Origin of the sequence: Devosia yakushimensis (genome assembly GCF_030159855.1) — a bacterium.
GTDB classification, from domain to species: domain Bacteria; phylum Pseudomonadota; class Alphaproteobacteria; order Rhizobiales; family Devosiaceae; genus Devosia; species Devosia yakushimensis.
Genome location: NZ_BSNG01000001.1, coordinates 401,499 through 423,796, shown reverse-complemented (window position 1 = coordinate 423,796; position 22,298 = coordinate 401,499). Strand labels below are relative to the sequence as shown.

Here is a 22,298-nt window from a genome sequence, read left to right as displayed (position 1 = left end):
CGTCTTGATATTCGATTGAGCCGGTCATTGGCGCCGCCTCAATTGCTGGGCAGAAACGGCTTGCCGAGGCAGGCCGGTGCATTGCTGGTCGCATCGCGCCGGATCGAGATCAGGACCAGCACGATGATCGTCGCGAGATAGGGCAGAGCCGCCCACAGCTCGGAGGGAATAGCCGAAAGCGGCCCGCCGCCCGCCTTGGCATAAAGCTCCATGGTCATGACCAGCCCGAAAAGATAAGCGCCCGCCAGCAGGCGGAACGGTTTCCACGAGGCAAACACCACCAGCGCCACCGCGATCCAGCCGCGGCCCGCCGTCATCCGTTCAGCCCATTGCGGGGTCAGCAGCAGGGGGAAACAGGCCCCGGCAATACCGGCCATGGCCCCGCCGAACAGGACCGCTGCATAGCGCACACCCTGCACCGAATAGCCGATGGAATGGGCCGACACGTCATTCTCGCCCACCGCCCGCAGGGTGAGCCCGGAGCGGGTACGGTGCAGAAACCACCAGATGGCCACGACCATGAAGAACGAGAAATAGACCGGGAAGGAATAGCCGAACACCACCCGCCAGACCGGATGGGTAGCGAGTTCGGCTGGAAACAGCGGCCGCATCAGCTGCACGGGCCGCGCCGAAAACGGCGCTCCGGCCAGCGCCGAAAATCCCGTGCCGAAAATCGTCAGCGCCAGGCCCGTTGCGGTCTGGTTGGCCGAAAGGCTGAGCGTCAAAAACCCGAAGATCAGCGACGATGCGGCCCCGGCAAAGGCGCCGCACAGCAGCGCGAAATAGGGATTGCCGGTATAGAATTGCCCGGCAAAGCCGGCAATGGCGCCGACCAGCATCATGCCCTCGACGCCCAGATTGAGCACGCCGCTCTTTTCGACGACCAATTCGCCCAGGGCAGCAATCAGGATCGGAGTGGCGGCGCCGACCAGGGTGACGATGATGGCGATATAAATGTCCACGCTAGGCCGCCCCCGCCGCCGGTTGGTTGACCACCCGCTTGAGGCGGTAGCGCACCAGAATATCGCCCGCCAGCAGGAAGAACAGCACCATGGCCTGGAAAATGCCGGTGGCGGCATTGGGCAGGCCAATGGTGGTCTGGGCCACTTCGCCGCCAACAAAGGTAATGGCCATGACGATACCGGCCAGGATCACCCCTAGCGGATTGAGCCGGCCGAGAAAGGCCACGATAATGGCGGTGAAGCCGTAATTGGTGGGGAAGCCCGGCACCATGCGCTGGAACGGTCCGGCCACTTCCAGCACGCCCGCCAGCCCCGCCAATGCCCCGCTGACCAGCATGGCCAGCCAGATCGTCTTGTTTTCCGAAAACCCGCCATAGCGCGCGGCATGGGGTGCGGCGCCAACGGCTCGCATCTGATAGCCGAACACCGAACGCGTCATGATGAACCAGGCCACCAAAGCCACGAGAATGGCTATCGGCACGCCCAGATGCACGATCGTGCCGGGAATGATGGTGGGCAGGCGCGCGGCCTCCGAGAAGAGCCGCGTTTGCGGGAAGCCCATGCCCATCGGGTCCTTCCAGGGCGCACGGATCAGATAATAGATCAACTGCACCGAGGCATAGGTCAGCATCAGGGAGGTGAGGATTTCATTGACGTTGAGACGCGTTCTGAGCAGCGCCGGAATGGCGGCATAGAGCATCCCGCCCACCACGCCGGCCAGGATCATCAACGGCAAAATCCACGGCCCCGTCATGCCATAGGTGGCCAGCGCCACCCAGGTTCCGGCGAGGCCCCCAATAATGTATTGCCCCTCCGCGCCGATATTCCAGACATTGGCGCGGTAGGCGACCGAAAGGCCCACCCCGATAATGATCAGCGGCGCGGCTTTGACGCCCAGGTCCTGCCACTTATAGGCATTGGTCAGCGGCGTGAGGAAGATTTCGCGCACCGCGCCGATCCCGTCATAGCCGATCAGCGAGAAGATGATGGCGCCGATGATCATGGTCAGCAGCACGGCCGCGACCGGCGTGACATAGAGCATGAGCCGGCTCGGCTCGGGGCGCTTTTCAAGCCGGAATTGCATCTTCTGCCTCCGTCGCGCCATGCACCCCGCCCATCAGCAGGCCAATTTCTTCCACCGACATTTCGCCGACCGGCTGGGCGGGCGATAGCCGCCCCAGATTGATCACCGCCAGCGTATCGCTCAGCGCCAATAGCTCATCCAGATCCTGGCTGATAACGACAATGGCCGACCCGGCCGCGGCCAGATCGACCAGCGCCTGATGGATGGCGGCGGCGGCGCCCGCATCGACGCCCCAGGTCGGCTGGCTGACCACCAGCACGCTGGGCTTTTGCAGGATTTCGCGGCCCATAATGTATTTTTGCAGATTCCCGCCCGAGAGCGAGCCGGCCGTGGAGCCCGGCCCCAGCGCCTTGACGGCAAAGTCGGCAATCACCTTGCCGGTATAGGTCTTGGCAGCGCCCGAATTGATCAGCCCCAGCACGACCATGCCCAGCCGGTCGCGCGCCGTCAGCACTGAATTGTCGCTAAGGGAGAAATCGCCAATCGCCGCATGCCCATTGCGCTCCTCTGGCACCGCACATAGCCCACGCTTGCGGCGGCCGGTGGTGTCGAGCAAGCCGAGCGGATAGCCGTCAATGGTAACGGCATCCTTGTCATCGCCAATGATCTCGCCGCTGAGCGCGTCGAGCAGCGCGTTCTGCCCATTGCCCGCAACCCCGGCAATGCCGAAGATTTCCCCGGCCCGCACGGTAAAGCTCACGCCATCGACCGGCACGTCGAAATGGCCCGCTTTCTTCGTCGTCAGCCGCGATACCACCAATTTGGGCGCGCCCATGGTGCGGCCCGGCTGGCGCACAATGTCCTTGAGCCCCGCGCCGATCATTTTCTCGGCCATGGAGCGGGACGTTTCCTGCTTGGGATCGCAGGTATCGACCAGCTTGCCGCCGCGCAGAATCGTCGCCGTGTCACACAAGGCTTTGATTTCATGCAGCTTGTGGGAAATGTAGAGGATGGAACATCCCTCTGCCGCCAGCTTGCGCAGCACGTCGAACAATTGCTCGACCTCCTGCGGCGTCAGCACCGATGTCGGCTCATCCATGATCAGCAATTTGGGGTCGAGCAGCAGCGCCCGCACGATCTCGATGCGCTGGCGCTCGCCCACCGAAAGCGTCGCCACTGTGCGGTGCGGGTCGAGGGTGAGGCCATACGTGGTCATCACCTCCCGGATGCGCGCTTCCAGCTCACGCGCCGGAATCTTGCCATCCATGCCCAAGGCAATGTTCTCAAGCACGGTCAGCGCCTCGAACAGCGAGAAATGCTGGAACACCATGCCAATGCCCAGCTTGCGGGCCGCCTTGGGATTGGCCACCACCACGGGCTGCCCGTTCCAGGCGATTTCGCCGGCATCGGGCTGCATGATGCCATAGATCATTTTGACCAGGGTGGATTTGCCCGCGCCATTTTCGCCCAGCAGCGCATGGATTTCGCCGGGCTTGACCGCAAAGCTGACATTGTCATTGGCGCGCACGCCGGGAAAGCTTTTGGTGATACCGGTCAATTCGAGCCGAAACGGCATACTAGCGTCCATTCACGGCTCCCAGTTTCCTGGCGCCCCGCCCACGCACAATCTCAGCTTCCCGCTGACCAATGTGGACCATAATTTCCGCCGCCGCCAGTGCCGCAATTATCGCTGGCCTCTTATCCCCAAGCCCTTGGCGGCCAATAGGAGAAATCAGCCGTTCAAGCAATGCCGGATCGCCTCCTTCCCCCCGGAACCAGCTGGAGAACTTTGCCCGCTTGGTCTGCGACCCCACCATGCCGACATAGGGACTATCGGCCCGTTTGAGCGCTTCAGCGACAATGAGGAAATCAAGCGCGTGATCATGGGTCAGCACGACATAGCTGCTGCCCGGCGGCGCTGAGCGCACCACTGCCTCGGGCATGGCAACCCGCCGCCAGGATACGCCGGGCGGCAGGGCACTCAACTCCTCCTGCCGCGTATCGATCACCTCGGACCGCACCGGCAACAATGCCAGGATTTGCGCCAGAGCCCGCCCGACATGGCCGGCGCCGAAAATGTAGATCTGCGGCTCCTTGGCCTCTTCGGCGGCGATCCGTTCGACAAGCGTCGCCCGCACCGCGGCATCGGCATGGCGCAGGTCGACGCCGACCCGGCCGCCGCAGCATTGGCCGATTTCGGGACCAAGCGGCACATCCATCACCTCTTCGGCACGGCCCTCGGCAATGAGGCGGCGCGCATGCTCGATGACCATATACTCCAGCGCCCCACCACCAATGGTCCCAAAGATCGAGCCCATGGCAACCAGCATGAATGTGCCCTGCTCGCGCGGGGATGAGCCGCGCACGGAGGTGAGTTCGCAAGCGATTATGGTGTGATGGGCGGCAAGGAAATCGGCGAGTTCGGAGGAGCGGGTCATCTTGTCCTCGCAATTTTTGAAGGGGATACCCCCTCCCAACCTCCCCCTGATAGGGGGAGGGGTGGCACGGTGTATTGACCACCATCGTGCCACAAAAGCGGAGCGGTCCCTCCCCCTATCAGGGGGAGGCTAGGAGGGGGTACTCCGATGTCGGGGCCATACGACCCCCACCCCGGCCCTCCCCTCAAGGGGGAGGGAGGGCAAAACTCTGAACTCAGTGGGTGTGTGCTCCCCTCCCCCTTGAGGGGAGGGGTCGGGGGTGGGGGTCGGCGGTCTTGGCGCAAAGCCGTCACCCCCGCGCCTCCCGCTTCAACCGCTCACACCCCATCAACACCCGTTCCGGCGTCACCGGCGTATCCAGCCGCGGCGCGATCCGGTAATCCGCCACACTCGCCACCGCCATGGACAGCGCCTCGACCACGCTCATCGCCAGCATCAGCGGCGGTTCGCCCACCGCCTTGGAGCGGCCAATAGTGGGCTCCTTATTGACCGACCATTCGGCCAGCCGCACGTTGAACACCGGCGGCACGTCGCTCGCCAACGGAATCTTGTAGGTCGACGGCGCCTTGGTGCGCAGTTGCCCCTTGTCGTCCCAAACCAGTTCCTCGGTGGTGAGCCATCCCATGCCCTGGATAAACCCACCCTCGACCTGGCCGATATCGATGGCCGGATTGAGCGAGCGGCCGACATCGTGGAGGATATCGACGCGGTCGACGGTATATTCGCCGGTCAGCGTATCCACGGTGACCTCGCTCACCGAAGCGCCATAGGCGAAATAATAGAACGGATGCCCGCGCCCGGTCGCCCGATCCCAGTGGATTTTCGGCGTCTGATAGAAGCCGGCAGCCGAAAGCTGCACGCGGTTCATATAGGCCGAGGCGATCAGCTCGCCAAATTCAACGAATTGCTCGCCGGCCTGGATACCACCTGGAACCCATTCCACCGCCGCTTCATCGCATTGATAGAGCTTGGCCGCATGAGTAACGAGCCGCGCCTTGATCTGCCGCGCTGCATCCCACGCCGCCATGCCGTTGAGATCGGAACCGGAGGAGGCGGCGGTGGCCGATGTATTGGGCACTTTGCCGGTCGAGGTGGCCATAATCTTGATGGCATCGAGCCCGACGCAGAACGCATCGGCCAGAACCTGCGCCACCTTGATATAGAGCCCCTGCCCCATTTCGGTGCCGCCATGGCTGAGATGGATCGAGCCATCCTTATAGACATGCACCAGCGCGCCGGCCTGATTGTACCAGGTGGCGGTGAAGGAAATACCGAATTTGACCGGGGTCAGCGCAATGCCCTTTTTGAGAACAGCGCTGCCCGCATTATAGGCCAGGATCGCCTTGCGGCGGGCCTGATAATCGGCGGATTGCTCCAGTTCCTCCACCACGCGATGGATGACATTGTCCTCCACCGCCTGGTGGTAGGGCGTCACATTATTGGTGTCGGTGCCGTAGAAATTGGCCTTGCGGATATCGAGCGGATCGCAGCCCAGATCATAGGCAATATCCTCGATCCAGCGCTCGGCCGCCATCATGCCCTGCGGGCCACCGAAGCCGCGAAAGGCGGTGTTGGACACCGTATTGGTATAAAGCGGCTCGGACCGCACCCGCACGGCGGGATACCAATAGGCATTGTCGGCATGAAACAAGGCCCGGTCGGTGACGGGGCCGGAAAGGTCCGAGGAAAACCCGGCGCGGGCGCCATAGACGGCATCCACCGCCTGGATTTTTCCCGTCTCGTCATAGCCGACATCGTAGTCGACCACGAAATCGTGCCGCTTGCCGGTGGCGGTCATGTCGTCGTCGCGGTCGGGCCGAATTTTGCAGGCGCGGTTCCACTTCTTGGCCGCAATGGCCGCGACCGCCGCAAAGAGGTTGCCCTGGGTTTCCTTGCCCCCAAAGCCGCCACCCATGCGGCGGACATTCACCGTCACCGCATGCTGCTGAATATTGAGCACATGGGCCACCATCAGCTGCACTTCGCTGGGATGCTGGGTGGAGGAAAAGACGGTCACGTCCTCATCCTCGCCCGGCACCGCCATGGCGATCTGGCCTTCGAGATAGAAGTGATCCTGCCCGCCAATGGCAATGCTGCCCTTGACCCGGCGCGGCGAATTTTCCAACCCGCCCGCCACATCGCCCCGCTCCAGCTTGAGCGGCTCGGTGACCAGCTGCCCGCCCGCCGCCTGCGCGGCCCGGACATCGAGAGCGAATGGCAGGTCGCAGTATTCAACCTTAGCGAGATGGGCCGCGCGGCGGGCCTGGTCGCGGGTTTCCGCGATCACGGCAAACAGCGGCTGGCCCCAGAAATGCACTTTGCCAATGGCAAAGATCGGCTCGTCATGCTTGTGGCTGGGGCTGACATCATTCTCGCCGGGAATATCCGCGGCGGTGAGCACGCCGATAACGCCGGGCGCGGCTTTGACCGCGGCATAATCGATACCAACGATGTCGGCATGCGGCTTGGTTGAAAGCGCGAGATAGGCATGCATCGTGCCAGCCGGCTCGATCATGTCGTCGATATATTCGGCCGAGCCGGAGACATGCTTGGGCCCGCTATCATGGCGGGTGGCTTCGTGGAGCGTCGAGCGGGAGATGGTGGGGTGCTTGTTCATCACGCCACCTCCCGCCGCAATCTCTGCCCCTGCCCGGTCGTCTCAAGGAAAAACCGGCGCAGCAGATTTTGCGCCGCCAGCAGGCGATATTCCGCCGATGCGCGCATATCGGAAATCGGCTGATAATCCTCAGCGAAAGCCGTGATGGCCGCTTCAATCGTCTCAAGATTCCATGGCTTGCCGACCAAGGCGGCCTCCACCGCTTTGGCGCGCTTGGGCGTTGCCGCCATGCCGCCAAAGGCGATGCGGACCATGCCGACCACGCCGGCATCATTGACGAACACGCGGAAGGCGCCGCACAGCGCGGAAATGTCCTCCTCGCGGCGCTTGGAAATCTTGTAGGTGGCGAAATGCTCGCCCGCCGGCAGATAGGGAATGGTGACGCTCTCTACGAACTCGCCCGGCTGGCGGTCCTGCTTGCCATAGGCGAGGAAATAATCCTCAAGCTTGATCTCGCGGCGATGCTCGCCCCGGCGCAAATGCAGCTTGGCCCCCAGCGCAATCAACGGCGGCGGCGTGTCGCCAATGGGCGAACCATTGGCAATATTGCCGCCAATGGTCCCCATATTGCGGATCTGCTCGCCCGCGATACGATCCCACAATTCCCCCAATTGCGGGAAATTGGCCGCAATGGACGGCAGCGCTTCCGAATAGCTGACCCCAGCATAGAGCCGCAATTCGCTGTCGTTTTCGGCGATGCCTTTCAGCTCTTGCAGATGGCCGATGAAAATCACCGGGCCAATGCGGCGCATGAATTTGGTGACCCACAGGCCCACATCGGTGGAGCCGGCAACAATGGTCGCGCCCGGATTGGCCTCGTAAACAGCAGCAAAATCATCAAGGCTGGCCGGCACGATGATCTGGTCGGCAATCTCGACCCGACGCCCGTCATGGATCGCCTTGATCTTACCCTTGAGCGCAATGCGCTCGGCCCGTAGCGGATCGGCTTCCGGCGCGCCATAAGAGGAAATCGCCTTGGCGGCGCGGATGATCGGGGCATAGCCGGTGCAACGGCAGAGATTGCCCTGCAATGCCTTTTCAATCGCCCCCTGGCTCGGATTGGGATCGCGCATCCACAGCCCATAAAGGCTCATTACGAACCCCGGCGTGCAGAAACCGCACTGGCTGCCATGTTGATCGACCATGGCCTGCTGCACGGGATGCAGCGTACCATCCTTGGCCCGCAAATGCTCGACCGTCACCACATGGGTGCCGTGCAGGCTGCCCACGAAACGAATGCAGGCGGTGACCGAGTCATAGATCATCTCATCGCCATGCAGCCGCCCGACCAGCACCGTACAGGCCCCGCAATCGCCCTCGGCACAGCCTTCCTTACTGCCGCGCAGCCGCTTTTCCAGCCGCAGAAAATCGAGCAGCGTCGTATCGGCCGCCACATCGGTCAGCGCGATTTCCTCGTCATTGAGGATGAAACGGATGGCGTTGCCGACCTGGACCATCTCTCAGCTCCCCCGATAGGTCGAATAGGCGAACGGGCTCACCAGCAGCGGCACGTGATAATGCTTGTCCTCGGAAATCGTGAAGCGGATCGGCACCACGTCGAGGAATTGCGCCTCCAGCTCCACCCCCAGCCGCTCGAAATACTGCCCGACATGAAAATGAATTTCGAATTCGCCATGCTGGAATTGATCAGTGTCGAGCAGCGGCTGATCGACCCTACCGTCAGCATTGGTATAGCTATCGGCAATGTGGTGCGTGTGATCGCCATGCACATAAAGCAGCTCAAGCCGCATCCCCTTGGCCGGCTTGCCATGCATTGTGTCCAATACATGCGTCGTCAGGCGTGCTTCACCCGCCATAAGCTGCTCCTTGCGTCGTCCCCACACAAACCATAGCGCGCGTGGATTTGTTCTTGATACTCTCAATTTGGGAGCATTATGCTGCCAAATCGGCAACATGGTAGAACCATGGATTCCAGACCAAAGCCACAGGACCGCCCCCGCGAACATGCCCTTTCCACGGGCCTTTTGGCGCGCGTGTTCCACCAGCCCTCGCTGATCTACTTCAACGCGGTCGCCACCCATTTATCGATCCGCGAGGCAGCGCGGCGGCTCGATATCGCCTCCTCGGCCATCACGCGGCAGGTGGCCCAGCTCGAAGACGCCCTGGGCATTGCCCTCTTCATCCGCGAAAAACGGCGGCTGCGCCTCTCACCCGCCGGGGAAATCCTCTTCCGCCATTCCCGGCGCCTCGCCGCGCCTATCGAGGCGGCCGTATCGGAAATCGAAATGCTGCGCGGCATCAAGTCCGGCTCGGTCCGCATCGCCGCGGCCGAAAGCATTGGCCTGTCCTTCCTGCCCCGCCTCATCACCGATTTTGGCCGCCGCTATCCCCGGCTTAATCTGGATGTCTCGGTCACCTCATCCTCCGGCGTCATCGAACGCCTGCTCGACGAGCGCGTCGATATCGGGCTGGGCTTCATCGCCAAGCCGCCCCGCCAGATCGATATCGCCTTCCGCCGCGATGTACGGATCGGCGCAGTGATGGCCCCGGACCATCCGCTGGCCACCAGCAAACATCTCACCATGCGTCAATGCATCGAACACCCGCTGGCCGTGGCCAAGCCGGAAATCTCCATCCGCGAGGTGATCGAGCCCTTCCTGCGCAGCTCGGCCTCCATCCTGCCGCCCATGGTCGAGGTGGATTCGATCCGCCTCATGGTCGAGCTGGCGCTGGGTGGTCATTATGCCTCGATCATGACCCCCATCGGCGCCCAGAACGAGATCGAACGCGGCACCCTGGTCTTTCGCCCGCTGGAAGATAGCGGCCTGCCCACCAATCGCTTCGGCATCATGGTCCGCGGCAGCAGCGCCCTGCATCTGGCCCCGGCGATCTTTTTCGAACACGCCAAGGGGTATTTCGAGGGGGTATCCCTGCCGGGGGCGGTGGCGCAGTAGATCTCATTGTTGGCAGAAACAAAGGTTCCGCTTACGCGGGAATGACACATCGGGGTGGACTAGCGCAGCACCCCCGCTTCTGCTTACCTTGTCTTCCGACCTTTCCACGAGACAGTCCAATGCGTTACCCCCGCGACCTCAACGGCTACGGCCCCACCCCGCCCCATGCCAATTGGCCGGGCGGCGCCCATGTCGCGGTGCAATTCGTGCTCAATTACGAAGAGGGCGGGGAGAACAATATCCTGCATGGCGACGCTGCTTCCGAAGCCTTCCTGGTCGATGTGGTGGGCGCCGCGCCCTGGCCTGAAAAGCGCCACTGGAACGTTGAATCCATGTACGAATATGGCGCGCGGGCCGGTTTCTGGCGGCTGCATCGCCTGTTCACCGAGGCCGCCCTGCCCGTCACCATCTATGGCGTCGCCACCGCCTTGATGCGGGCTCCCGCCCAGCTCGCCGCCATGCAGGACGCCGGCTGGGAGATCGCCAGCCACGGCTATAAATGGGTCGAGCACAAGGACATGACGCCCGAGCAGGAGCGCCAGCAGATCGCCGAGGCGATCCGCCTGCACACCATCGCCACCGGCACCCGCCCCACCGGTTGGTATACCGGCCGCTGCTCGCTCAACACAGTCGATCTGGTCTCCGAAGCCGGCGGCTTCGCCTATATTTCGGACACCTATGACGATGACCTTCCCTATTGGCGCGTGCATCAAGGCCGGCCGCAGCTCATCATTCCCTATACGCTCAGTGCCAATGACATGCGCTTCGTCACCGCCAGCGGCTTTGACAATGGCGAGGAATATTTCCAGTTCCTCAAGGACAGCTTTGATTGCCTCTATGCCGAAGGCCAGGCCGGTTCACCCAAGATGATGTCGATTGGGCTGCATTGCCGCCTGGTCGGCCAGCCCGGCCGCTTCCAGGGGCTCAAGAAATTCGTCGATTACATCAAGGGCTTCGACAAGGTCTGGGTGCCGACGCGGCTCGATATTGCCCGCCACTGGGCCAAGGAACACCCCTACCAGGCCCCCGAATTCATCCCCTCGCAACTGCCCAAGACAGAGTTTGTGGAAAAATTCGGCTCGATTTTCGAGCATTCTTCCTGGATCGCCGAGCGCGCTTGGGAGGGCGAATTGGCGCCCGCCAATAACACGGCCGTCGGCCTCCATTTCGCATTGCGCACCCAGTTCCGGCTGGCCAGTGACGAGGAACGCCTCGCCGTCTTGCGCGCCCATCCCGATCTGGCCGGGAAGCTCGCGGCCGCCAAGCGCTTGACCGCCGCCTCGACCGAGGAACAGGCCTCCGCCGGGCTCGATGCCCTGACCGATGCAGAGCGCGAGAAATTCACGACGCTCAACACCGCCTATGTCGAAAAATTCGGCTTTCCGTTCATCATCGCGGTCAAGGACAATACCAAGGCCTTGATCCTTGCCGCTTTCGAAACACGCATCAACAACAATGCCGCCGAAGAGTTCAAAACGGCCTGCGCCCAGGTGGAACGCATTGCGCTGCTGCGGCTAGGGGCGATCCTGCCGTAGCGCCAAGCTAGCCGTCCAGCTCTGTGGGCTTCTCGCCCATCGGCGTGCCGTCGCGCTCCAGCCCGAAGAGTATGGCGAGCATGGCCAGCCAGGGCAGATTGTGCTGCACCCAGTGGTGTTCGATGCTGCCGATATTGAGGAGCAGGTTACGCATAGGTCCAGAATAGGCCGGAAAGTTGAACAATTGGTAACCCTAACCAGCCGCTAATGCCGCTCAGACCAAGGCCAGGTCGATCGCCTTGAGCATGGACGTCCACGCCTTGGCCGTGGGCTCGATATAGTCGGCCCATTCGGCGCTCATCTCGTGGCTGATCGTCACCGCGCATCCCCTGTCCTTGGGGGCAATCTCGATGGTGACGAGCGAATTGTCCTCTGCTTCCTCTTCCGGCGTCACGAACCAGGTAAAGACGATCCGGCGCGGCCTTTCCAGCACGCGATAATAGCCCCAGACGTCCGAGTCTTCCCGCGTATCGGCGAAGTCGAAGCGCCCGCCCGGAACGGGGTCGGTCTCGATCCGCGTCACCTGTTCACCAGGCATGCTCTCCTTGAGATGGCGCGCCATCCACACGCCCAATGTGGCGGCATCGAGCCAGGCGGAATAGACCTGTTCTGGTGTGAGGCTGCCGAAATCATGCCGCGCAATCGCACTGACCTTGTCAGTCATTTGTAAAACCCCTCGCAAAGCATGCCGCTACCAGGCGTCGGGCGTGCGCACCAGATGGACGATACCCGCGGGGTTGAAGAACCAGCCGCCCTGGAACCCCTCGCCAAGCGGCTCGATGCCATCATTGCGAACCACGCCCGCCCCTTCCAGCGCATCGGCGGCGCCGGGAAAGTCCGGCGTGAACAGCTCGAGCCACACTTCCGCTTGCGACAATTGCGGCACATGGTCGATCCACAGCCGGTTGGGCCCATAGACAAAGCCCATGACATCCGGCTTCTCCGGCACCCGCTGCAGCTTGAGCGTATCCCGGTAGAACGCCACCGTGGCGTCGTAAGAATGGGTCGGCACCTTCATGGCGATATTGATGCCGCCACCGATCTGCGGGCTCATTTGTAGAAGCCCTCGCGCAGGTTGATGCCGTGCTCGATATAGACCTTGAGCGCGCAAAGCATGCCGGTCCAGCCTTCGCAATTGCCCAGCGCCGCCTTGAGGCCCGCCGCGCCATCGCGCCAGCCCTTTTCCTCGATGGTCACCAGCGTCCGGCCGTCGTCCAGCCCGGCAAAACTCATGGTGACCGTGGTGTCATAGGCCGGCCCGCCATCATCGGCGGCCTGCCAGTGCAGCACGATTTCCTTGTCCTTCTGCACCCGCTCGACCCGCACGGGGAACGCGCCGGGGAAATCGGCGAAGTCCCAGGTCACGGTTGCGCCCGTCTCCAGCCGCCCCTCGGCGCCGCCCGTGGTGAAATAGCCCGATAGCTGCTTGGGGTCGGCCACCGCCTCAAAGACCTCATGGACCGGCTTGGCGATCCGGCCGCTCACCCTGAAATCATAGGCCATCTTGTCTCTCCTCACGCTTGACTGACATCACCATATGTTATAAAAATATAACATGTCAATCGAAGACGAAAACGATGCCATCTTCAAGGCCCTGGGACACCGGGCGCGCCGGCATATGCTCGATCTGTTGAAGGCCGAGCCGCGCACCACCGGCATGCTGTGCGACCTGCTGCCCGAGCTGGACCGCTGCACCGTCATGCAGCATCTGAAGGTCCTCGAAGAAGCCGGCCTGGTCGTTGCCGAACGCCGTGGCCGCGAGCGCTGGAACCATCTCGACGCCCTGCCCGTCCACGCCATTCACGAGCGCTGGATTGGCCCCTATGCGGCCTATGCCGCTGCCATGCTGAGCAAGCTCAAGCGCCAGGTGGAAGCGCCCGAGCACTCTTGACGAAGCGGGCGCCGCGCTGTCCAGTCAGCCCATGCCGCTTTGCCGCCAGGAAACCAATTGACCACGTCCCCCTACGCCACCCCGATCGCCGGCCTGCCGGCACAGACCGCCCTCCATACCGGCCGCGCCGTCTTCACCGAGGCCTATGCGGTCATCCCGCGCGGGGTAATGCGCGATATCGTCACCAGCTATCTGCCCCATTGGACCGCTACCCAGGCCTGGGTCATCGCCCGTCCTCTCTCCGGCTTCTCTGAAACCTTCTCGCACTACATTATGGAAGTGGCACCCGGCGGCGGCAGCGAGCGGCCTGAACCTGACACCGAAGCCGAGGGCGTATTGTTCGTCGTCAAGGGAGAAGCCAGCCTCACCATGGATGGTGCAAATCATATTCTGGCCGCGGGCGGCTATGCCTTCCTGCCGCCGGGCTGCGTCTGGACCCTCCATAACAAATCCGCCGCTCCGGTCCATTTCCACTGGATACGCAAGCGCTACGAACTGGTCGAAGGCATCGACCTGCCCACCGCCTTCGTCGCCAATGAGCAGGATACTCCCATCCGCTGGATGCCCGGCACCGACGACCGCTGGGGCACCACTCGCTTCGTCGAGCCCACCGACCTGCGCCACGACATGCATGTCAATATCGTCACCCTCGAACCCGGCGCCTCCATCCCGTTCGAGGAAACCCATGTCATGGAACATGGCCTCTATGTGCTCGAGGGCAAGGCGGTCTACCGGCTCAACCGCGACTGGGTCGAGGTCGAGGCGGGCGATTACATGTGGCTGCGCGCCTTCTGCCCCCAGGCCTGTTATGCTGGCGGCCCCGGGCGCTTTCGCTACCTGCTCTATAAGGATGTCAACCGCCACATGAAGCTGGGCCTGCGCTGATGAGTGGCCCCGCCATCTTCATCGAGCCGCTGACCGCCGAGGCCTTCGCGCCCTTCGGCCAGGTGATCGAGACGCGGGGCGCCCACCACTATCCCATCAATGCCGGCATGACCGAGCGCTTCCACGATCTGGCCCGGGTGGAGCTGGGCGGCGCCAATCCTCGCCCGCTGATCTCGATCTTCCGTGGCCAGCCCTATGATATCCCGCTCACCCTCAAGCTGGTCGAGCGGCACCCCCTGGGCAGCCAGGCCTTCTACCCGCTGTCGGAGCGCCCGTTCCTGGTGATCGTCGCTCCAGATCTCGACGGCACGCCCGGCCAGCCGCGCGCCTTCCTCACCGGGCCGGGGCAAGGGGTCAATATCGCGATCAATACCTGGCATGGCGTGCTGACGCCGCTGGAGCGGGAAAGCGAGTTCCTCGTGGTCGACCGCGGCGGGGATGGCAACAATCTGGAGGAATATCTTTACCCCACGCCATTCATCGTGCGGCATGCCGATTGAAACCGTTCCGGGCGAGCATCCATAATGCCGCCAAGGCGTTACCTCAGATCACGCGCGCTTGAGAGGAGAACAAAAATGTTCAAGATCGTGCTGACTTTGCTGCTGCTCATGGTCGGCCCGGGCGCCGCTGCCGCCGCCGAGGATCTGACCTTTTCCGGTGACGTCACCTATCGTCAGCGCATCGCCCTGCCCCCAAATGCCCAGCTGCGGGTAACGCTCGTGACTCTGGGCACCGACGGCGAAGCCAAGCCTGTGGCAGGCGCCACGGCCCTGATCTCGACCCCGGGCCAGGTCCCCCTGGCCTTCGCTTTCGATGTCCGCTCCAATGTCGTCTCTGCATCAGGCCAGTATGGCCTTTCCGCCGAAATCCTCTCCGGCAATATCGTGGTCTTCCGCGATGCCGCCCCGGTTCCTGTGGATATCGAAGCCATCGCGCCGGTCACCATCATCGTCCATCCTCTCCCGGTTCCCGCCGAGCCGGTCGCCACGCTCGATATCATGCCCGCCATTTTTGAAACCGAATGGGCCGTGGACAGCATTGGCGGCACGCCGGTACTACCAACGGCCGTCCCCACCCTCTCCATCGCGCCCGAAGGCCGCGCCGGCGGCCATGGCGGCTGCAACAGCTATTTCGCCGAAGCCGCCTTTGCCAATGACGGGTTGACCTTCGGCCCGGTCGCCGGCACCCGCATGGCCTGCGCTCCCGACGTCATGACCCAGGAAGCAGCGCTCTTTGCCGCGCTCGCCGCCACAAGGGCCTACCGCATCGATGGCGCCATCCTCCACCTCACCGACCACGCCGGAACCAGCCTGCTGGAATTGCACGCCGCGCCATAGACTTAAGGATACTCGATGGATAATGCCGCCTTGATCGATCGCCTGTTCGACGTCATCGAACGGGATATTGTTCCTGTGACCCAGCGCGGGGTCGCGCGCGGCAACAAGCTCTTCGGAGCGGCCATCCTGCGCAAATCCGATCTCTCCGTCGTGGTGGCCGAGACGAATAACGAGATCGAAAACCCGCTCTGGCATGGCGAAATGCACGCCATCAAGCGCTTCTTCGAACTGCCCGCCGAGCAGCGCCCCGACACCAGCGATTGCCTGTTCCTCGCCACGCACGAACCCTGCTCGCTATGCCTGTCCGGCATTACCTGGTCCGGCTTTGACAATTTCTATTTCCTGTTCAGCCACGAAGACAGCCGCGACAGCTTCGCCATTCCCTACGACATCCAGATCCTTAAGGCAGTCTACGCCACCCCCGATCCCGAGACCGGCACTGTCTCGCCCGACCGCCCGCTCTACAACGCCACCAATCAATATTGGACCAGCCACAACCTCACCCGCATGATCGCCGCCCTCGACCGCGGCCACCGCGAAACCCTTCTGGCCCGGCTGGACGATATCGGCGCGATCTATACGGATCTGTCCTCGGCCTATCAGAAGGACAAGGGCAAGAAGGGTATCCCACTGGCCTAGCCAGCTCCCACATACCAGCCATGCCCCGGCGAACCAATTCACGCACCATGCGTTGGTGTTTCAGAATTGTTCCATCCCGAGGCACGCTATGTCCCAGATCGACCATGCAGCGCCGCGCGCCGTTCCGCGTCTGGCGATCTTTACTGATTTTGACGGCACCCTGGTCGAACTGGCCGACACGCCGGACGCCATCGACGTTCCCGTTTCGCTGGCCCATCAGCTCGAACGCACCGCGCGCGAACTCAACAGCGCCTTCGCCGTGCTGACCGGTCGCGAGATCGAGGATATCGACAAATATCTGGCACCGCTGACCCTGCCGGTCGCCGGCGCCCATGGCACCCAGCGCCGCCGCGCCGATGGCTTTGTTGAAACGGTCGATCCTGCCGCGGTCCTTGCCGCCGAGGAAATCGCCCATGCCATCGAGCCCCTGGTGGTCGCCCATCCCGAACTGGTCATGGAAGCCAAGGAAGGCGCCGTGGCGCTGCATTTCCGCCAAGCGCCCGAGCTCGAGGATGTTTGCCGCCATGCCATGGAGGAGGCGGTCAATAGCGTCACCGACTTCACCCTGGTTGCCGGCAAGATGGTCATCGAGGCGCGCCCGCGCAGCATGAGCAAGGGCACCGCCCTCCGCGCCTTCATGCAGGAAGAACCGTTCCTGGGCCGCACCCCCATTTTCATCGGCGACGACACCACTGACGAAGACGGCTTCATCGCCGCCCAGGAACTGGGCGGGGTCGGCATCAAGCTGGGCGAAGGCGAAACATCAGCGCGCATGCGCATCGCCAACGTTGCCTCGGTCCACGCCCTGCTGCAAGGCCTGGGCGACATCGTCGCCCGCGACCGGGAATATGAGCAGACGCATTAGGGATCCTGCACCACTGGCGTCGGCTTACCGTGGATGCATCGGTTCGTCGCCTCCCTCCCCCTTGAGGGGAGGGATTGAGGGAGGGGGTCGTCGTTTTGACCACTGAAGGCCCCCCACCCCGGCCCTCCCTCCCCTCAAGGGGGAGGGAGGGCCAGAGCCGGCAGTTCTGGCCGGCGGGTGGCCAATAGTGTGAGTCAAACATCAGGGGCAAAAACCATGAGCCGATTAATCGTCGTTTCCAATCGCACGCCGGGAAAAGGCCCCGCCGCGGGCGGATTGGCTATTGCCTTGCGCAAGACGCTGGCGGAGCGCGAAGGCTTCTGGTTCGGCTGGTCGGGCCGATTGGTCGACCAACCCGACCGCGAGGCACGGTTCGAGGACATTGACGGCCTGTCGGTCGCCCAGATCGATCTGACCCGCGACGATCACCACGATTATTATGCCGGCTTTTCCAATTCCATCCTCTGGCCCAGCTTCCACCTGCGGCTCGACCTTGCCACCATCGAGGCCCATTGGTATGAGGGCTATCGCCGCGTCAATGTGCAGTTCGCCCGCGCGCTGCTGCCCCTGCTCAAGCCAGATGACGTGATCTGGGTGCATGATTATCACCTGATGCCGCTGGCCAGCGAATTGCGCAATCTGGGCGCCCGCAACCGCATCGGCTTTTATCTGCACATCCCCTTCCCCACCTCCGACGCACTCTACGCCATCCCCCACCACAATGACCTCATGCGCGATCTCTCGCGCTATGATCTCGTCGGCATGCAGGCCAAGCGCGACGTCGCCGCCTTCACCGAATTCGCCGATCACCAATCGCCGTCATCGCTGTCGGGCAATCCACTCAAATCGGTGGATTTCAGCCGCACCGAAGTGGATTCCTTCCCCATCGGCTCGGACCCGGATGCTTTCGCCCGCCTCTCGGTCAGCCCCGCGGCGACCAAGATGGTCAAGCGCATGGAACGGGTGCTGCGCGAGCAAAAGCTGATCCTGGGGGTCGACCGGCTCGATTATTCCAAGGGCCTGCCGCAGCGCGTCGAGGCTTATGAAAAGCTCCTCGCCAATAACAGCCGCTTCCGCCGCCAGGTGCATATGCTGCAGGTGGCGCCGCCCTCGCGCGACACCATCAAGGAATATCAGGAAACCAGCGACGCGCTCGACGCCATGTGCGGCCGCGTCATGGGCCGCTTTGCCGAACCCGATTGGCAGCCCCTGACCTATGTCAAACGCGCCTATGGCCAGCCCAGTCTTGCCGGGCTTTACCGGCTGGCCAAGGTGGCTTTGGTCACCCCGCTGCGCGACGGCATGAACCTCGTCGCCCACGAATATGTCGGCTCGCAAAACCCGGCCGACCCCGGCGTGCTGGTGCTTTCGCGCTTTGCCGGCGCCGCCGAGATCTTCGATGGCGCCATCGAGGTCAATCCCTTCGACACCGACGAAACCGCCGAAGCCCTGCGCATCGCCCTCGACATGCCGCTCGACGAGCGCATCGACCGTTGGACCAGGCTGATGCACGCCGCCCGCGAACACAATGTCGACGCCTGGGCCGCGCGTTTCCTCGAACGCCTGGCGCCCGCCACTACCGCCGGCAGCGGCACGCGTGATATCCTCTATCTGGCATCGGTGGCGTGATCCCTACCAAATGGTCATGCGCCTTTCTGCCTTGTAACGCCCTTCTTCCGTTGCAAGTCGCTATCTGGACTATTCATGGCCGGCGTTGAGCGGATTATCCGAGCTCCGGCAGAACGGTAAGAAGGGGATTACATGACCAGGATCAATCGCCGCGATGCCTTCCGGGGCCTTGCGATTACCGCTTCGGGCGGCCTGCTGATGAGCCAATCGGCTTTCGCACAGGAAGCCGCCGCCTCTGCCAGCCAGACCGCCGCCCTGCTGCAAGGCGCCGATGTCTGCGTCATCATTCCTGAGGTCACCGAAGGCCCTTATTATTTCGATCCGGCCATGGAGCGCGCCGACATTACCGAGGGCCGTCCGGGCATTCCCACCCGCCTGCGGCTGCAGGTGGTCGATGCCGCTTGTGTGCCAATGAGCGGCGCCCGCGTCGATATCTGGCATTGCGACGCCAGTGGGGTCTATTCCGGCTATTCCGGCCAGGGCGATGACGGCAGCGTCGATACGACGGGCGAGACCTTCATGCGGGGGACGCAGTTCACGGCGGAAAACGGCATTGTCGAGTTCGAGACCGTCTATCCCAGCTGGTATCGCGGCCGCACCACCCATATCCATTTCAAGGTGTTTCTGGACGAAACCAATGTGCTGACCGGCCAGATCTTTTTTCCGGACGCGCTGAGCGAATATATCTACCTCAACGTCGCCCCCTATAACGACCGCAGCGGAGCGCGCGACACGCTCAATTCCAATGACAGCATCGCCGCCCAATCCACTCGCGCCGCCTTCGCCTTCGTCAAGGAATTGGAGGCCGAATATCTGGTGGCCATGATCGTGGGTGTGGACCCAACTGCGCAGTCAGCCGTGGGCTTTGGCGGCGGTGGCAGACCAGCCGGCGGACCGCCCCCGGATGGTGCAGGTGGCCCCCCGCCCGGTGGCGGTGGACCGACGGGCACGGCGGAGCAGAGCACCATGACGCCGCCGGTCAAGGGGTAAATTCAAACCACGGCGTGCCACGCCCTACTTAGAAATCCACGGACTCCCCGAAGCCTCCAGCAGCGTCACCAGCACCCCGTTCATCGGCGTCGGAATGCCGTGCTTGCGGCCCAGTCGCACGATCACCCCGTTGCGGGCGTCCACCTCCAGCCTATGACCGGCCAGCCGGTCGGCGTGGAAGGAGCCGGAAACGGCGCCCTCGCGCATGGTCATCGACGCCGCGATCGCGGCGTCGATGACCGATTGCGGGATCGTCGCGCCCTCGGCCCGTCCCACCGCCGCGCATTCTTCCACTACGCCACGCACGATGTTTTCGAGCGCCTCGTTCCATACCGGCCCCGGAGCCCGCAGCGTCAGCGTCGGCACGATGGACTGGCTGTTGGTCGTCAGCTTGATCCATAGCTGCGAGGTGAAATCCTCATGCGCCGTCGCTTCGATCTCGGTCTTGTCAAACAGCGCCGCAAAAGCCTCGCCATTCGGCCCGGCCGGCACGGCGATGATGCCATGCCGGTGCTGCACGATCTGCCCTGGCGCGTTTCGCACGGCCGGCAGGTTGATCATCACCGGCACGATAGTCTGAGCGGGCACCAGATGGGCGAAGAGCTGCACATGTTCGACGCCATTCTGCACGATTGCCACCCGCGTCTGCGGCCCCGCCAGTCCTTCGAGCCAGGGCCTTGTGGCCTCCGCGTCATAGGTCTTGGTGCAGACCAGAACCCAGTCCACGACCTGGGCCTGGGAAGGGTCGCTGAGAATGTCCGGCTGGGCCGTGATCACGCCCTCCGGCGTCTCGACCCGCAGCCCGTCAAAAGGCGTCCGTGCGCAGACCGTCACCGCGAGCGCAGGATCCTGCGCCAGCCAGGCGGCCAGCGTCCCGCCAATCGCGCCCGGTCCGATAATGGCGATTGTCGTCATGGGCTGCCTCCAAAAGCAAAAGGGCGGCCACTGGGGCCGCCCTCTTCATATCCGATTCCGCAAGGGCGGCCACTGAGGCCGGCCTTGCTCAATTCAAAAGTCCCTTACGAAGCCGCGCGGCCGCGTTGGCGGTCGGCATTGGAGCGGCCATTGGTGCGGGCTGCATCCTTCTGGGCCTTGCCCCAGCGCTGCTTCTTGGCGGCTTCCGGCTTGGCACCGACGGGCTTGCCCGTCTCATGGTCGCGGCGCACGCGGTTGACCTGCCCATCCGTCCGCGCACGCGGCGCTTCGGAAGGCTGGTGATGCTGGCCGGCCTTGTTCGCCTCCTTGCCGAATTCGGCAAAGGGACGGCGCTCGGCCGGCGAGCGGCGATCCACCGCCCCATTCTTGGGATTGCGTGCCGAGCGCGGACCCGGACGGCCACCATTGGGCTTCTTGTAGGCCGAACGCGGCGCTTCGTTGACGCCGGTCGTATTGCCCAGGCTCAGATCGCCCGACACCGGCAGCGTGCGGCGGATCAACCGCTCGACATCGCGCAGCTTGCCGCGCTCGGTGCTATCGCACAGGGTAATGGCAATGCCCGAAGCCCCGTTGCGGCCGGTGCGGCCGATGCGGTGCACATAGTTTTCCGGGTCATCGGGCAGCTCGTAATTGACCACATGGGTAATCCCGGGCACGTCGATACCGCGCGCCGCGATATCGGTCGCGACGAGGATCCGGACTTCACCCGAGGCAAAGCCCTTGAGCGCATTCTGGCGGGCATTCTGGCTCTTATTGCCATGGATGGCCGCGGCCTTGTGGCCGTCGAGATCGAGATTCTTGGCGACGCGGTCGGCGCCATGCTTGGTGCGCGAGAAGATGATCACGCGTTCCATGTTTTCGGTCTCGCTGGCCAGCAGCTCATTGAGCACGCCGCGCTTGGCCTTGGCACCGGAAAGGATCACGCGCTGGTCGATCTTGACCACGGTGGAGCCGGCAACCGAAGCGTCAACGCGCACCGGATCGTTCAGCAGGCCCTTGGCCAGGTCGGCGATTTCGGGCGCCATGGTGGCCGAGAACAGCATAGTCTGGCGGCGCTGGCCGATAGCCTTGGCAATGTGCTTGACCGGGGCGATGAAGCCCATGTCGAGCATGCGGTCGGCCTCGTCGAGCACCAGCCAACGGGTTTCGTTCAGCTTGATCTTGCCGTCATCCATCAGGTCCTTGAGACGCCCGGGAGTGGCGACAACAACGTCGACGCCTTTGGCAATCTTCTGCACCTGGTGGTAGCGCGACACGCCGCCCAGCACGAGTACGGTGGAAAGCGCCATCTTGGAGCCGGCGAACTTGCGGATATTTTCGTCGATCTGCACGGCCAGCTCACGCGTCGGCGCCAGGATCAGCGCGCGGGTGGTCATGGGGCGTGCCTTGCCGGTGAGGGTGAGAATGCCGGCCAGGATCGGCAGGCCGAAAGCAGCCGTCTTGCCCGAACCGGTCTGGGCAATGCCCATCAGGTCCTTGCCTTCAAGCAGCTTGGGAATGGCCTGGGTCTGGATTTTGGTGGGCACGGTAAAGCCGCCAGCGGTAAGGCTGTCGGTCAGAACGCTGGGCAGGCCGAGGGAGATAAAATCAGTCAATGTTTGGTCTTTCTGCGCCTCATGGCGCATGGCGGCGCGC

23 protein-coding genes are annotated in these 22,298 nt (G+C 63.3%); 10 read left to right on the top strand and 13 right to left on the bottom strand.

Annotated features, from left to right (window positions below; all coding sequences use genetic code 11):
- Positions 1-38: 38 nt before the first annotated feature.
- From QQL79_RS01960 to uraH, 7 genes are all read right to left on the bottom strand, one after another.
- Positions 39-962, bottom strand: coding sequence for an ABC transporter permease (locus tag QQL79_RS01960; protein ID WP_284387396.1), 924 nt, complete (start codon positions 960-962; stop codon positions 39-41).
- 1 nt (position 963) lies between these two features.
- The gene (locus QQL79_RS01955) at positions 964-2,046 is read right to left on the bottom strand and encodes an ABC transporter permease (protein ID WP_284387394.1); all 1,083 of its coding nucleotides are present in this window, start codon (positions 2,044-2,046) and stop codon (positions 964-966) included.
- On the bottom strand, positions 2,030-3,574 hold the full coding sequence (locus QQL79_RS01950; protein WP_284387392.1) for an ABC transporter ATP-binding protein: 1,545 nt from the start codon (positions 3,572-3,574) through the stop codon (positions 2,030-2,032). The genes QQL79_RS01955 and QQL79_RS01950 overlap by 17 nt, the downstream gene beginning before the upstream one ends.
- Positions 3,564-4,424: a xanthine dehydrogenase accessory protein XdhC gene (gene xdhC, locus QQL79_RS01945; protein WP_284387390.1), complete on the bottom strand. Its 861-nt coding sequence runs from the start codon at positions 4,422-4,424 to the stop codon at positions 3,564-3,566. The genes QQL79_RS01950 and xdhC overlap by 11 nt, the downstream gene beginning before the upstream one ends.
- A gap of 289 nt (positions 4,425-4,713) precedes the next feature.
- Positions 4,714-7,041 (bottom strand): xanthine dehydrogenase molybdopterin binding subunit, encoded by a 2,328-nt coding sequence (gene xdhB / locus QQL79_RS01940; protein ID WP_284387388.1) that lies wholly within the window; start codon positions 7,039-7,041, stop codon positions 4,714-4,716.
- Complete coding sequence (gene xdhA / locus QQL79_RS01935; RefSeq protein WP_284387386.1) at positions 7,041-8,498, bottom strand: xanthine dehydrogenase small subunit; 1,458 nt, start codon at positions 8,496-8,498, stop codon at positions 7,041-7,043. The genes xdhB and xdhA overlap by 1 nt, the downstream gene beginning before the upstream one ends.
- Positions 8,499-8,501: 3 nt before the next feature.
- Positions 8,502-8,858: a hydroxyisourate hydrolase gene (gene uraH, locus QQL79_RS01930; RefSeq protein ID WP_284387385.1), complete on the bottom strand. Its 357-nt coding sequence runs from the start codon at positions 8,856-8,858 to the stop codon at positions 8,502-8,504.
- 108 nt (positions 8,859-8,966) lie between these two features.
- Between uraH and QQL79_RS01925 the strand changes: the two genes are divergently transcribed.
- Together QQL79_RS01925 and puuE are read left to right on the top strand one after the other, a co-directional pair.
- Complete coding sequence (locus QQL79_RS01925; protein WP_284387383.1) at positions 8,967-9,956, top strand: LysR family transcriptional regulator; 990 nt, start codon at positions 8,967-8,969, stop codon at positions 9,954-9,956.
- A 119-nt stretch (positions 9,957-10,075) separates the two neighbouring features.
- Positions 10,076-11,491, top strand: coding sequence for an allantoinase PuuE (gene puuE, locus QQL79_RS01920; protein WP_284387381.1), 1,416 nt, complete (start codon positions 10,076-10,078; stop codon positions 11,489-11,491).
- A gap of 7 nt (positions 11,492-11,498) precedes the next feature.
- Here the strand turns inward: puuE and QQL79_RS01915 are convergent, their stop codons facing one another.
- Genes QQL79_RS01915 through QQL79_RS01900 form a run of 4 tightly spaced genes read right to left on the bottom strand, consistent with a single transcriptional unit; the run spans position 11,499 to position 12,994 of the window.
- Complete coding sequence (locus tag QQL79_RS01915) at positions 11,499-11,645, bottom strand: hypothetical protein (protein WP_284387379.1); 147 nt, start codon at positions 11,643-11,645, stop codon at positions 11,499-11,501.
- A gap of 60 nt (positions 11,646-11,705) precedes the next feature.
- Positions 11,706-12,155 (bottom strand): SRPBCC family protein, encoded by a 450-nt coding sequence (locus tag QQL79_RS01910; protein ID WP_284387378.1) that lies wholly within the window; start codon positions 12,153-12,155, stop codon positions 11,706-11,708.
- A 27-nt stretch (positions 12,156-12,182) separates the two neighbouring features.
- Positions 12,183-12,545 (bottom strand): VOC family protein, encoded by a 363-nt coding sequence (locus QQL79_RS01905; protein ID WP_284387376.1) that lies wholly within the window; start codon positions 12,543-12,545, stop codon positions 12,183-12,185.
- Positions 12,542-12,994: an SRPBCC family protein gene (locus tag QQL79_RS01900; RefSeq protein ID WP_284387375.1), complete on the bottom strand. Its 453-nt coding sequence runs from the start codon at positions 12,992-12,994 to the stop codon at positions 12,542-12,544. The genes QQL79_RS01905 and QQL79_RS01900 overlap by 4 nt, the downstream gene beginning before the upstream one ends.
- A gap of 52 nt (positions 12,995-13,046) precedes the next feature.
- Between QQL79_RS01900 and QQL79_RS01895 the strand changes: the two genes are divergently transcribed.
- From QQL79_RS01895 to QQL79_RS01860, 8 genes are all read left to right on the top strand, one after another.
- Positions 13,047-13,382 carry an ArsR/SmtB family transcription factor gene (locus QQL79_RS01895; protein ID WP_284387374.1) on the top strand — a complete coding sequence of 112 codons (336 nt, stop codon included), beginning with the start codon at positions 13,047-13,049 and terminating at the stop codon, positions 13,380-13,382.
- Between the two features lie 57 nt (positions 13,383-13,439).
- The gene (locus tag QQL79_RS01890; protein ID WP_284387372.1) at positions 13,440-14,267 is read left to right on the top strand and encodes a bifunctional allantoicase/(S)-ureidoglycine aminohydrolase; all 828 of its coding nucleotides are present in this window, start codon (positions 13,440-13,442) and stop codon (positions 14,265-14,267) included.
- Positions 14,267-14,767, top strand: coding sequence for an ureidoglycolate lyase (locus tag QQL79_RS01885; protein WP_284387371.1), 501 nt, complete (start codon positions 14,267-14,269; stop codon positions 14,765-14,767). The genes QQL79_RS01890 and QQL79_RS01885 overlap by 1 nt, the downstream gene beginning before the upstream one ends.
- Positions 14,768-14,842: 75 nt before the next feature.
- Entirely contained in the window at positions 14,843-15,604 is a 762-nt protein-coding gene (locus QQL79_RS01880) for an META domain-containing protein (RefSeq protein ID WP_284387369.1), read from the top strand.
- Positions 15,605-15,619: 15 nt separating this feature from the next.
- Positions 15,620-16,243 carry a nucleoside deaminase gene (locus QQL79_RS01875; RefSeq protein WP_284387368.1) on the top strand — a complete coding sequence of 208 codons (624 nt, stop codon included), beginning with the start codon at positions 15,620-15,622 and terminating at the stop codon, positions 16,241-16,243.
- Between the two features lie 88 nt (positions 16,244-16,331).
- Entirely contained in the window at positions 16,332-17,108 is a 777-nt protein-coding gene (otsB, locus tag QQL79_RS01870; protein ID WP_284387367.1) for a trehalose-phosphatase, read from the top strand.
- Positions 17,109-17,324: 216 nt separating this feature from the next.
- Positions 17,325-18,737: an alpha,alpha-trehalose-phosphate synthase (UDP-forming) gene (locus tag QQL79_RS01865; protein ID WP_284387365.1), complete on the top strand. Its 1,413-nt coding sequence runs from the start codon at positions 17,325-17,327 to the stop codon at positions 18,735-18,737.
- 132 nt (positions 18,738-18,869) lie between these two features.
- Entirely contained in the window at positions 18,870-19,727 is an 858-nt protein-coding gene (locus tag QQL79_RS01860; RefSeq protein WP_284387363.1) for an intradiol ring-cleavage dioxygenase, read from the top strand.
- Positions 19,728-19,751: 24 nt separating this feature from the next.
- Here the strand turns inward: QQL79_RS01860 and QQL79_RS01855 are convergent, their stop codons facing one another.
- Together QQL79_RS01855 and QQL79_RS01850 are read right to left on the bottom strand one after the other, a co-directional pair.
- Entirely contained in the window at positions 19,752-20,642 is an 891-nt protein-coding gene (locus QQL79_RS01855) for a 2-dehydropantoate 2-reductase (RefSeq protein WP_284387361.1), read from the bottom strand.
- 104 nt (positions 20,643-20,746) lie between these two features.
- Positions 20,747-22,288: a DEAD/DEAH box helicase gene (locus QQL79_RS01850; RefSeq protein WP_370461167.1), complete on the bottom strand. Its 1,542-nt coding sequence runs from the start codon at positions 22,286-22,288 to the stop codon at positions 20,747-20,749.
- Positions 22,289-22,298 lie beyond the last annotated feature (10 nt).

What these genes read in the sequence shown, in the direction of transcription:
- QQL79_RS01855 (WP_284387361.1), bottom strand. Translation starts at nt 20,642, where the DNA reads ATGACGACAATCGCCATTATCGGACCGGGCGCGATTGGCGGGACGCTG.
- QQL79_RS01880 (WP_284387369.1), top strand. Translation starts at nt 14,843, where the DNA reads ATGTTCAAGATCGTGCTGACTTTGCTGCTGCTCATGGTCGGCCCGGGC.
- uraH (WP_284387385.1), bottom strand. Translation starts at nt 8,858, where the DNA reads ATGGCGGGTGAAGCACGCCTGACGACGCATGTATTGGACACAATGCAT.
- xdhA (WP_284387386.1), bottom strand. Translation starts at nt 8,498, where the DNA reads ATGGTCCAGGTCGGCAACGCCATCCGTTTCATCCTCAATGACGAGGAA.
- QQL79_RS01900 (WP_284387375.1), bottom strand. Translation starts at nt 12,994, where the DNA reads ATGGCCTATGATTTCAGGGTGAGCGGCCGGATCGCCAAGCCGGTCCAT.
- QQL79_RS01950 (WP_284387392.1), bottom strand. Translation starts at nt 3,574, where the DNA reads ATGGACGCTAGTATGCCGTTTCGGCTCGAATTGACCGGTATCACCAAA.
- QQL79_RS01925 (WP_284387383.1), top strand. Translation starts at nt 8,967, where the DNA reads ATGGATTCCAGACCAAAGCCACAGGACCGCCCCCGCGAACATGCCCTT.
- QQL79_RS01850 (WP_370461167.1), bottom strand. Translation starts at nt 22,288, where the DNA reads ATGCGCCATGAGGCGCAGAAAGACCAAACATTGACTGATTTTATCTCC.
- QQL79_RS01860 (WP_284387363.1), top strand. Translation starts at nt 18,870, where the DNA reads ATGACCAGGATCAATCGCCGCGATGCCTTCCGGGGCCTTGCGATTACC.
- QQL79_RS01865 (WP_284387365.1), top strand. Translation starts at nt 17,325, where the DNA reads ATGAGCCGATTAATCGTCGTTTCCAATCGCACGCCGGGAAAAGGCCCC.
- otsB (WP_284387367.1), top strand. Translation starts at nt 16,332, where the DNA reads ATGTCCCAGATCGACCATGCAGCGCCGCGCGCCGTTCCGCGTCTGGCG.
- QQL79_RS01905 (WP_284387376.1), bottom strand. Translation starts at nt 12,545, where the DNA reads ATGAGCCCGCAGATCGGTGGCGGCATCAATATCGCCATGAAGGTGCCG.
- QQL79_RS01955 (WP_284387394.1), bottom strand. Translation starts at nt 2,046, where the DNA reads ATGCAATTCCGGCTTGAAAAGCGCCCCGAGCCGAGCCGGCTCATGCTC.
- QQL79_RS01915 (WP_284387379.1), bottom strand. Translation starts at nt 11,645, where the DNA reads ATGCGTAACCTGCTCCTCAATATCGGCAGCATCGAACACCACTGGGTG.
- xdhC (WP_284387390.1), bottom strand. Translation starts at nt 4,424, where the DNA reads ATGACCCGCTCCTCCGAACTCGCCGATTTCCTTGCCGCCCATCACACC.
- QQL79_RS01885 (WP_284387371.1), top strand. Translation starts at nt 14,267, where the DNA reads ATGAGTGGCCCCGCCATCTTCATCGAGCCGCTGACCGCCGAGGCCTTC.
- QQL79_RS01895 (WP_284387374.1), top strand. Translation starts at nt 13,047, where the DNA reads ATGTCAATCGAAGACGAAAACGATGCCATCTTCAAGGCCCTGGGACAC.
- puuE (WP_284387381.1), top strand. Translation starts at nt 10,076, where the DNA reads ATGCGTTACCCCCGCGACCTCAACGGCTACGGCCCCACCCCGCCCCAT.
- QQL79_RS01910 (WP_284387378.1), bottom strand. Translation starts at nt 12,155, where the DNA reads ATGACTGACAAGGTCAGTGCGATTGCGCGGCATGATTTCGGCAGCCTC.
- QQL79_RS01875 (WP_284387368.1), top strand. Translation starts at nt 15,620, where the DNA reads ATGGATAATGCCGCCTTGATCGATCGCCTGTTCGACGTCATCGAACGG.
- xdhB (WP_284387388.1), bottom strand. Translation starts at nt 7,041, where the DNA reads ATGAACAAGCACCCCACCATCTCCCGCTCGACGCTCCACGAAGCCACC.